Source organism: Microcoleus sp. F10-B2, assembly GCF_036704965.1.
Classification (GTDB): domain Bacteria; phylum Cyanobacteriota; class Cyanobacteriia; order Cyanobacteriales; family Microcoleaceae; genus Microcoleus.
The window spans coordinates 64,460-74,468 of sequence record NZ_JAUBTB010000026.1 but is presented as its reverse complement, the minus strand read 5'-3'; the positions used below and the strand labels follow the sequence as shown (position 1 = coordinate 74,468).

The window sequence follows — 10,009 nt, the reverse complement described above, 5'->3', positions numbered from 1 at the left end:
CCTACGATAACAGAGGGCTTGCTCGCAGGTTACAGGGAGATAACCAAGGAGCGATCGAAGATCATACTCAGGCAATTCGACTCACTTCTACCAATTCTAACATAGCCTTTAGCTACAACAATCGCGCTCGTGCCTACTCTAACCTCAAAGATTATCAAAAAGCCATATCCGATTACAACGAAGCGATTCGCCTCAATCCTAACTCTGCTGATACCTACGATAACAGAGGGCTTGCTCGCAGGTTACAGGGAGATAACCAAGGAGCGATCGAAGATCATACTCAGGCAATTCGACTCACTTCTACCAATTCTAACATAGCCTTTAGCTACAACAATCGCGCTCGTGCCTACTCTAACCTCAAAGATTATCAAAAAGCCCTATCCGATTACAACGAAGCCATTCGCCTCAATCCTAACTACTTTCTAGCTTATTACTGGAGGGGAACATTGCGCTATAACAATCTCAAAGATTATCAAGGAGCACAGCTCGATTTCAACGAGGCAATTCGGATTCGTCCTAACGACGATGCTGATTCCTACTACTTCCGAGGTCTTACCTACCAGCAACAAGGAGACAAACGAAGGGCAATTGATGACTTCCAGAAAGCAGCAAACCTGTATCAGCAACAGGGAAACAACGAATGGTACAAAAATTCACAGGACAGAATCAGAGAACTTTGGCAATAGCTTTCAAGCTTTTTACTGCTAAAATTAGTTTTCAAATGAATCAACCATTTGGTCAACTACTTTGCTAAATTCATCATACTTATCCGCTGCTGCCTCGTAAGTAATAATATAAGCCTTCTTATCTTTCAGGTTCCAAATTTCCCTCATTTTCAAACTCTTATTCTTCTCATCCTTGCCAGTATAAATCACTTGAAAAGCCTCACGCTTTGCCAGAAGTGCCTTCCCATTTTCTTCTTCTATTTTATACTTTTTTACCTGCTTTTTCTCATCTAAAAACTCATTTTTAATATTAGCCACAGACTTATCTGTATATTCCTGTAGCGACTTAAAATCGCCAGGTACAGGTTTAACACTAATAACCACATTAGCTTGAGAAGGCTGATGCACAAACTTAACCACTTCTCCATCGATCCCCCCGATTTCTTGTGCCTTCCAGTCCTGCGGGTGTTGAATAGTTATCCCATACTGAGAATTTTTATAAGTTTTAAAATTGTCAGCACTCACAGTTGGCTCTGGCTTTGGCGGATTCGACATTTGTTGAATCCCAGTAATAAAACTGGGAAAGGCAAAAATCACCCCCACCAATCCAATAACTACTCCCGTAACAAGTTGAGCTACAGTAGCTGGATCGCCAGCCATCGTTCTTTCTACAAACGACTTGATTCGAGTCCGGCGGGGAAGAGTTAATTTTTCAAGTTCTTGCAAAACCTCATCGGCTGACTGGCAGCGATCGCTAGGATCTGGATGCACCATACTTTCGATAATTTTTTTGAGCTTATCGCTCAGCTTTGTCCCCTCCGGCCACGCAACTTTCGACTGACTGGGATCTATAAAAATGTCTTTAGCAGATACCCCTGTCAGCGCTTGCATCCCAATCATCCCGACTGCATAGATATCGGTGTTAAATTGAGCGTAGCCCCGTGCTTGTTCGTGAGGTGCATAGCCTAAAACGCTTGGTTGCACCAGATTAAAATTAGTCCCCTGACTGGCAATGGGTTTTGCCAATCCAAAATCAATCAATACCAGTTTTTTATCCGAGGCGCGCCTAATTAAATTCGAGGGATTAATATCGCAGTGAACGATTTTGTGCTTGTGAACAAACTTGACAATTTCCAGAATTTCCTGCAACAGGCGAATCGCGCGATTTTCCTTCAACCGCTGACCGGGTTTTAGTTCTGTTTCACTTAAATCCCGACCCTCAATGTAGTCTCGAACTAAATAGAACTCCCCAGCATCTTCACCGCTGTCAAAAAGCTTGGCAATTTGGTCGTGTATTAACTGTTTGAGAATTTGAGCTTCCGTTTCCAAGCAATGTTTTGCCTGCGGCAACAAGTCAGGGGATAGCGACTGTTTGAGGCATTTAACCACACGCATATCTTTCTGAGTTATTTGCCCATCTTTAGCCAGATAAATCTGACAAAAATTAGTGTTTGTCAGATGTTTGGTGATTTCGTAGCGCTGAAAAATTTTTTTTCCAAGCATGAGAGCGGCGGTGAGTGAGAAAGGACGTGCTTGCCAGTTTTTAAATTCTATTTTACCGCAAGTAAGCTCATTTGTCCCGTAGAGTTTTGATTGGGCGATCGATTAAAAACGCTCATCTAAAGAAACCGGGTTTTTTACCGAATCTTCTAGTTCTAACGAAGTATTTTCGTAAAAAACCCGGTTTCTCGACACCAGCGCGTAAATCGTGAATAAAGAAACCGGGTTTTTTACCGAATTGTCTGCCAGGAGAGAGTATTGTCGCGAAAAAACCCGGTTTCTGGACACCCGTGCGTCCAGGACTAAATCGTACTCTAACCGTTACATTTTGCTGATAATTCTTTGCAGGATTTCCACGCCCGATACCGCTTGCCAGCCAAACAGCCCCAAGAGCACAATATTCAGAAAGATGTGAGTATTTCTGGCCAAATCATTGCCTTTTTGCATCAAAGGAGTCAGCGAGGCTGCGATCGCAATTATTGCCGTCATTCCCAATCCTGCTAGCAAGTGCGGGCCGACAAATAGCTTGCCGTTGTTGATGTAGGTGACGGCCATTCCGCCGATCGCCCCTGTTACCATCAACGCTAGCAGCAAAGAACCCATTTGGTGGTGCTTGATGTTGAATTTGCCCTTAATTAACTCTTTTTTGACTTCGCCTTCGGTGCTTCTGGTACGGCGGATTTGCAGGCCGAGATACAAAGCATACAATGAGATGGCCAGCAGTACCCACATTAACACTGGGTGAAAGAATTGGCTCCAAACTTTAACAGACTGCGGAATTTCGAGATTCATGGTGTTCTCAGGATTAGCAAACATACTTCATAAAACTTAGCATACCAGTCAGGCCGTCTCGTGCGACGGTAAAAATATACGGGATGAGACACCATTATGCCTGCCACTAAACAAGACGCTGTATTGATTCAAGCCGCCAAGACTGGCAACATTATTCACGTCCAAGCTTTACTCGCTAAGGGAGTTGACGCTAATGCCAAAGACTCTGAGGGGACGACGGCTTTGATGTTTGCGGCCCAAAAGGGCTATACAGAAATCGTGCGTGCTTTACTAAACAATGACGCTAATGTCAACCAGGTGAGCAGGCGTTTTGGGCTAACGGCTTTGATGCTGGCGGCGGCTCACAAACAGCCTGATTCTGCGCGGCTGTTGTTAGCTGCTGGTGCTGATGTTAATGCTAAAAATGATGATGGAAGTACGGCTTTGATGGCGGCTTCTCTGAAGGGCGATATCAATGTTGTGCGGATGTTACTTGATGCTAATGCTGATGTAAATGTCCGAGATAAAGATGGAGATTCTGCTCTGAAAATAGCTGCTTTATCGGGTCACGAAGCTGTTGTTAAAGCTTTGGTGGATGCGGGTGCTGGTTCTGATAATTCTATGCTATTTTTAGCTGTCCGTCAAGGTAGCGCTGAAATTGTGCGAATTTTGGTCAACTGTGGGGCGAATGCTAATGTTAAAAATCTAGAGAGCAAAACTGCTTTGATGCTGGCTGCGACGGTGGGAAATTTGGCTGTTGTCGAGGCGCTGTTGGCTGCTGGTGCTGATGTCGAAATTCCCGACAAAAACGGAGAAACTGCTTTAACTTTGGCTGCGGATTCCGGCAATACTGATGTGGTGCAAACTTTGCTTGCAGCAGGTGCTAATGCGAATGTGAAAAATGGAGATGGAGGCACGGCTTTGATGGCGGCTGCTGCTGGGGGAAATGCGCCGATCGCTCATATCTTACTCGATGCTGGCGCCGATATCGACGCTAAGGATAAAGATGATGAAACTGCTTTGAATTTTGCGGTGGTTGAAGGCTGCGAAGATGTGGTGGAATTGCTCTTAAACCGAGGTGCTAGTGTCGGTGCTAGAAATCGCTTGGGCGATACGCCTTTACTGGTGGCGGCTGTTCACGGCCACAGTGCGATCGTATCGGCTTTGCTGCAAAAAGTAAACTCAAATCGGGCTGAGTTTGTGAATGCGAAAAACTTTGGGGAGACTGCTTTGACGCTGGCTGCGTTTCACGGACATACCGAGACGGTAAAGGCTTTGCTTGAGGGCGGTGCCGATCCCAATGTCCCGGCGGATTTGGGGAAAACGGCTTTAATGAAGGCCTGCGATCGCGGTTATGTGGCGATCGTCCAATTATTAGTCGAAAAAGGTGCCGATGTCAACTTGCTCGATGATTCCGGCGCAACAGCTTTAATGTGGGCCGCACATCGGGGTTATGCTGAGGCAGTAAAAATTTTAATTGATGCTGGTGCAGAACTAAACCACAAAAATCCGGGAAATTATACCGCTTTAATGCTGGCTGAGTTTAAGGGTTATTCTAATGTGGTGAAATTGCTCAAAAGTGCTGGAGCACTGGAGTAAGAATAAAATAGTTTTGAATAAGGTAATTCTGTCATTCTGAGGGTAGGCTTTGGGAAGTGAAGAAGCTCACATATCGGGACTTACGCATTATAACAATGTGGCAATAATTTGAGATTCTTCGCTTCACTCAGAATGACAAAATTAGGTGATTAGTGCGTCCAGGATTATGAATTAACCTCAATTTGCTTTGCGTACCCAGCCGTTAATAGTAAAACGGCTATCAGCAAAAGCTTTCGAGGGACAGCTAACTCGCAAAACTTCGTGCATATAGCGACTTAGAAAAAATACGATGCTGTTATTGCGGGGTTCAACGATTCTAAATGTCTCGGCAGCTACATAAAAATTGTTCTCAATTTTGCTGTCGTAAATTTGCAATTCGCCGCCAGAAAAAGCCTTGGGTTCTCGATAGAAATAGTAAACGTAAGTAAAAAATCGGCTGGCGGTATCTGGCGAGCCGCTGTCGTTGTGAAGTTTATAAAAGTTGTTGTCATTGTGCATGGTTAGCTGAGCTTCTATCTCACCAAGCGGAAATGAGGGGATATTTAATTTTTTCAGTACGTCCGGGAGAATTGCTTTGATGCGATTAACCATCAGTTCGGAAAATTCGGGGAACGAGTGGAGTACCATCGAACGGCGGTAATCTTCGGCATTGGTTGAGGTGCTGGTAGTCACAAATTCTGATTCTTTTGCTAAGACATATTTAATGAGTTTGTTTTTTTCAGCAGGTGTCAAAAAGTTGTCAATTTGGGCGTAGCGAGATATTAAATCGTCATTTACAGGCGGCGCAGGGGCGGGAATTTCTGTGGCGGGAATTTCTACGGGAGTTGCAGGCTGCTGCGGTTGCAGTTCCTGCAAGTAAATTGGGGGTTCGGTGACTAATCCGACTAGGTTTTCGCCGGGAAAAGAAAGGGCGGAACGACCTCCGTCTATAGGGATTTGAAATAAGGTGGAAAAACCGGGTGTTTGTTGAGTGCGATCGACTAATGTTTTGATCAGGCTGTGCAATAATGGTGTATCTGATTTGAGGGTGACGGTGCATTGATGTCCGCCGGTGAGGAGGATTTTGACTTTTACGTCTTGGGGTTTAATTTGCGGTTGAATTGTGCTAGTCATAGCCGTTAGTTATAGAAGAAGGAAAATTTTTTTAGGGCGGGCTAGAAGCCCACCCCACAATAGAACTGGAATTGACTCTTTTCTTTGTGAAACAGGCCGGTAAGCCTGTTTGTGGCGGGCTTTCTTCCCACCCCACAATAAAATTAACTCTTCGTGGAACAGGCCGGAAAGCCTGTTCAGAATAGAGGTGCAAAATGTCATTGCTACGAACTTAATTAATGCAAGAAGTGGCGGATGTCGGTGAAAACCATTGTGATTCCGAGTTGGTTGGCCGCTTCGATGGAATCTCGATCGCGCATACTTCCTCCCGGTTGCACGATCGCAATTATGCCCGCCTCAGCCGCAGTTTTGACTGAATCGTCGAAGGGGAAGAAACCGTCACTGGCCAAAATCGCTCCTTTGCTTTTGTCTCCTGCTTGTTCTAATGCTAGTTTAACTGAGCCGACGCGATTCATTTGTCCGGCGCCGACACCGATTGTAGTGCGATCGCGCGTCACAACGATCGCATTTGATTTGACGTGTTTCGCTACTTTCCAAGCAAACAGCAATTCTTCCAACTCTCCCGCCGTCGGCTGTTTCTCAGTAACAGTCCGCCATTTGCTAGTTTCTTCTACTATATTATCTGACTCTTGCACCAGCAAACCGCCTGCAATAATTTTAACAGTTTGTGGCGGCCCTTGAGTCAAATCTGGCAAAATTAATACTCGAACTTTCGCCTTTTTCTTGATAATTTCTTCTGCTTCTGGTTCGCACCCCGGCGCGACGATACATTCTAAAAATGTTTGAGTTAATGCCGTTGCGGTAGCAGCATCAATCGGGCGGTTGAGGGCGACAATTCCGCCGAAAGCTGAGACTGAATCGGTGTCGAAGGCTTTTTGATAAGCTTCAGAAATAGTTGTTCCCAAGGCTGTGCCGCAAGGATTTGTATGCTTCAGAATAGCTGCCGCGGGTGTGTCGGGGAATTCTACGATTAGCCGCCTTGCTGCTTCTAAATCTACTAAATTGTTATAACTTAATTCTTTGCCTTGCAGGATGGTGCTAGTCGTCCAGCCTGTCGGTGTAGTTCCGCTTTGATACCAGGTGGCGGCTTGATGGGGATTTTCACCGTAGCGCAGAGTTTGCAACTCTTTTCCTGATAAATTAAACTGGTCTGGTAGCGCAGATTTTTCAGCGGATTGGCTGCTGCTGAGATAATTTGCGATCGCGCGATCGTAGTTTGCTGTATGTTTGAAGGTTTCTAGCGCACATTTTTGCCGAAACTCTAAGGATGCTTCGCCGCCATTTTCCCGCAGTTCTTTTAAATAAGTATTGTACTGTTCTGGGTCGCACAACACTGTCAAATGAGCGTGGTTTTTGGCGGAAGCTCTCAACATTGCCGGCCCGCCGATATCTATCTGCTCAATTGCGTCTGCTAGAGTAACTCCGGGTTTAGAAATTGTCTCTTCAAATGGATACAAATTGACTACAACTAGATCGATCGCCCGAATTTGATTTGCGGTTAAATCTGCCAGGTCTTCCGGTACATCGCGGCGTGCTAAAATGCCTCCGTGGATTCGCGGGTGAAGTGTTTTGACTCGCCCTCCCAAAATTTCGGGAGAACCAGTATATTCCGCAACTTTGGTCACTGGGATGCCTGCTTCTTTGAGGGCCGTTGCTGTCCCGCCGCTACTAATTATGTCAAATTCAAATTCTTCTACTAGACTGCGCGCTAAGTCGATTAGTCCGGTTTTATTGGATGTGCTCAGAAGTGCTAGACGTGCCATTGGTTTGAAGTTGCGATCGCAAAAATAGACAGGTTATATTTTATATCAAATCTGGTGACCGAGACATGATTTGGGAGCATCTCAGTTTTGCAGCCAAGCTAGAAATTGGAGTTTTGAGGCCCGAGGCTGCGGGGCCCGAGGCTGCGGGGCTGAAGGAAAGAGGAAGAAGGAAAGAGGAAGAAGGAAGGAGCCAAAAGAAGTATTTTTACAAATATGAGATGCTCCCCATGATTTGGTAATTGGTAACTATGATTGTTTTGTATAACTAAAGATGAGTTTGCTTGCCTGAAAGCGTATTTTTTTTTAAATCCTATAATAATTTATACGCGGCAGTGGGTTCTAAATATTTAGGACTTGCGCGTCGAGGGTGTTATTTTGCCCGCTGCGAGGGGGATTGAAGCCATCTCCAGCCTTCGCGGTTCGTCTCGCTACGTAAATGCGATGTGGTTGAAATTACTTAGTAAAGTGTAATAGATAATTCGATGGGGATCGCTGTTTAATTTTAACGATCTTTTATGATGAATTATAAAAGTCATGTGCTAGCATCGGGTATAAATTGCTGTCTCCCTAAATTTGTGGCAAATTTGGGCGATCGCAAAATATTAACCTAAAAAATAAATTGGTAAGGTTTAAATATGTTTTTTCAAGAAGCCGATTCAGAGAATAAGCTCAGTAATATTAGCAGGACCCCGAAAAAAATGGCTAAAAACATGACTGATAGAACAAACTATCCAGAAATGCCCAAAAAGTCAACTGAGAACTCGACAGCGGCTAACATTTCAGAAGCTTATAGTCTTAGTTTGTGCGAAATGCAGCAGATGGAGCGAGCAATTGAACTGCTAAAGCAGGATTTGAAAGCTAGCGAATCTCGGTTTCGGAATGTGATAGAAAAAAATGCCGACGGCATCGCAATCGTCAACAAGCGAGGACTTATTTGTTTTGCCAACCCGTCAGCAGAAGCGCTGTTTAACTGCAAAGCAGAGGAACTTTTAGGTCAAGCATTTTTTGGCAATTTGGTAGTACAAGTTTCAGCTTGCGACATAGAGATGGACATGGCTATTATTCCCCAAGTTGGAAAAACAGAAACAGCCGGAACTCGCGTCGTGCAAACAGAAGTTGAAGCTATTCGCAAGCACCAAGCAAATGCTGTAGTAGAAATGCGGGTGGTGGAAACGGAATGGGAGGGAGAAATGGCTTATTTAGCTACGTTGCGGGACGTTACCGATCGCAAGCGCGCAGAAGAAATTCTTTGGTTGTACGATCGAGCTATGGCAGCTACTAGCACCGGAGTTACAATTTCTGACGCCACTCACCCAGAACATCCAATTATTTATTGCAATCCCGCTTTTGAAAGGATGACAGGTTATCGGCGGCAGGAAATTATCGGAAAAAGCTGCCAATTTTTGCAGGGAAGCGATACAGATCCGGCAGCAGTAGAAAAAATTCGCCAAGCCTTGCAAACAGAAAGCGAATGCAAGGTAATATTAAAGAATTACCGCAAAGACGGAACCGCTTTCTGGAATTGTTTTTCAATATCTCCGGTGCGCGATAGAACGGGCAAATTGACTCATTTTATTGTCGTACAGAGAGACATCACTCATCGCAAACAAGCCGAAGAAGCATTGCATAATTCCGAAGCACAAAGCAGAGAACAAACCGCTCAACTAGCAGCAGCACTTAACAAACTCAAAGCCACTCATTCCCAATTAGTTCAGAGCGAAAAAATGTCTAGTTTGGGATTGCTAATTGCCGGGGTCGCTCACGAAATAAACAACCCCGTCAGCTTCATTTACGGCAATCTCGCTCATCTCACAAATTATACTCAAGACTTGTTTCACCACCTCGAACTTTACCAACAGCACTATCCTAATCCAGTGCCGGAAATTCAACAGGAAAGAAAAGAGAAAGACCTCGATTTTTTAGCTGAAGATTTACCTAAAATACTGTCTTCAATGAGCGTTGGTGTCGATCGCATTTGCCAGATTGTTCAGTCGCTGCGCAACTTTTCGCGACACGACGATTCACAGATGAAACCCGTTAACCTCCACGAAGGCATTGACAGCACGCTGTTAATTCTCAATCACCGTTTGAAAGGAAACGCAGAAAAGCCACCAATTCAAATTGTCAAACAATACGGAAACTTGCCGCATGTTAAGTGTTTTGCCGGGCCGATCAATCAAGTGTTTATGAATATTCTCAGCAATGCGCTCGATGCTTTAGATGATGCGAACAGTAGGCGAAATTGTCAAGAAATGACAGACAATCCCAGCCAGATTAGGATTTGCACGGAAGTTGTCGGCAATTTTGTAAAAATCCAAATTGCCGACAATGGGCCGGGCATAACTGAGGAAGTCAAGCAGCGCATCTTTGATGCCTTTTTTACTACCAAACCCATTAACAAAGGAACGGGAATGGGTTTGTCAATTAGCTATCAAATTATTGTAGAAAGACACAAAGGGGAATTATATTGTACTTCGGAATTGGGCAAGGGCACGGAATTTACTATTAGAATGCCAATCGAAAATTAGCGTAGGTGCTCTTCGGCGCACCTTACAAATTACTCACTAACTACCGACTAACGTGGGGGTGTTCTTCGGC

At 44.7% G+C, this 10,009-nt stretch carries 8 protein-coding genes; 4 read left to right on the top strand and 4 right to left on the bottom strand.

Annotation, left to right across the window (positions count from 1 at the left end; translation table 11 throughout):
* A partial coding sequence (locus tag QUA99_RS12695) for a tetratricopeptide repeat protein (RefSeq protein ID WP_333460354.1) occupies positions 1-686 on the top strand: 686 nt, incomplete at its 5' end.
* Positions 687-710: 24 nt separating this feature from the next.
* On the opposite strand, the gene QUA99_RS12690 is transcribed toward QUA99_RS12695, so the two are convergent.
* Entirely contained in the window at positions 711-2,168 is a 1,458-nt protein-coding gene (locus QUA99_RS12690) for a protein kinase domain-containing protein (protein ID WP_333236987.1), read from the bottom strand.
* 318 nt (positions 2,169-2,486) lie between these two features.
* Complete coding sequence (locus QUA99_RS12685) at positions 2,487-2,957, bottom strand: DUF4079 domain-containing protein (protein WP_333236986.1); 471 nt, start codon at positions 2,955-2,957, stop codon at positions 2,487-2,489.
* A 96-nt stretch (positions 2,958-3,053) separates the two neighbouring features.
* Between QUA99_RS12685 and QUA99_RS12680 the strand changes: the two genes are divergently transcribed.
* Positions 3,054-4,535, top strand: coding sequence for an ankyrin repeat domain-containing protein (locus QUA99_RS12680; RefSeq protein WP_333236984.1), 1,482 nt, complete (start codon positions 3,054-3,056; stop codon positions 4,533-4,535).
* 177 nt (positions 4,536-4,712) lie between these two features.
* Here QUA99_RS12680 and QUA99_RS12675 read toward each other — a convergent pair whose 3' ends face one another.
* Together QUA99_RS12675 and purH are read right to left on the bottom strand one after the other, a co-directional pair.
* The gene (locus QUA99_RS12675; RefSeq protein WP_333236982.1) at positions 4,713-5,648 is read right to left on the bottom strand and encodes a 2OG-Fe(II) oxygenase; all 936 of its coding nucleotides are present in this window, start codon (positions 5,646-5,648) and stop codon (positions 4,713-4,715) included.
* Positions 5,649-5,863: 215 nt separating this feature from the next.
* A complete protein-coding gene (purH, locus tag QUA99_RS12670; protein WP_333236979.1) occupies positions 5,864-7,411 on the bottom strand; it encodes a bifunctional phosphoribosylaminoimidazolecarboxamide formyltransferase/IMP cyclohydrolase in 1,548 nt (515 codons plus the stop codon).
* 65 nt (positions 7,412-7,476) lie between these two features.
* Here purH and QUA99_RS12665 point away from each other — a divergent pair, with 65 nt between their 5' ends.
* Both QUA99_RS12665 and QUA99_RS12660 read left to right on the top strand, forming a co-directional pair.
* On the top strand, positions 7,477-7,650 hold the full coding sequence (locus QUA99_RS12665) for a hypothetical protein (protein WP_333236976.1): 174 nt from the start codon (positions 7,477-7,479) through the stop codon (positions 7,648-7,650).
* 471 nt (positions 7,651-8,121) lie between these two features.
* The gene (locus QUA99_RS12660; RefSeq protein WP_333236974.1) at positions 8,122-9,939 is read left to right on the top strand and encodes a PAS domain S-box protein; all 1,818 of its coding nucleotides are present in this window, start codon (positions 8,122-8,124) and stop codon (positions 9,937-9,939) included.
* Positions 9,940-10,009: the final 70 nt, after the last annotated feature.

Coding starts and splice junctions, on each gene's coding strand:
- QUA99_RS12690 (WP_333236987.1), bottom strand. CDS start 2,168: ATGCTTGGAAAAAAAATTTTTCAGCGCTACGAAATCACCAAACATCTG.
- QUA99_RS12685 (WP_333236986.1), bottom strand. CDS start 2,957: ATGAATCTCGAAATTCCGCAGTCTGTTAAAGTTTGGAGCCAATTCTTT.
- QUA99_RS12680 (WP_333236984.1), top strand. CDS start 3,054: ATGCCTGCCACTAAACAAGACGCTGTATTGATTCAAGCCGCCAAGACT.
- QUA99_RS12675 (WP_333236982.1), bottom strand. CDS start 5,648: ATGACTAGCACAATTCAACCGCAAATTAAACCCCAAGACGTAAAAGTC.
- purH (WP_333236979.1), bottom strand. CDS start 7,411: ATGGCACGTCTAGCACTTCTGAGCACATCCAATAAAACCGGACTAATC.
- QUA99_RS12665 (WP_333236976.1), top strand. CDS start 7,477: ATGATTTGGGAGCATCTCAGTTTTGCAGCCAAGCTAGAAATTGGAGTT.
- QUA99_RS12660 (WP_333236974.1), top strand. CDS start 8,122: ATGACTGATAGAACAAACTATCCAGAAATGCCCAAAAAGTCAACTGAG.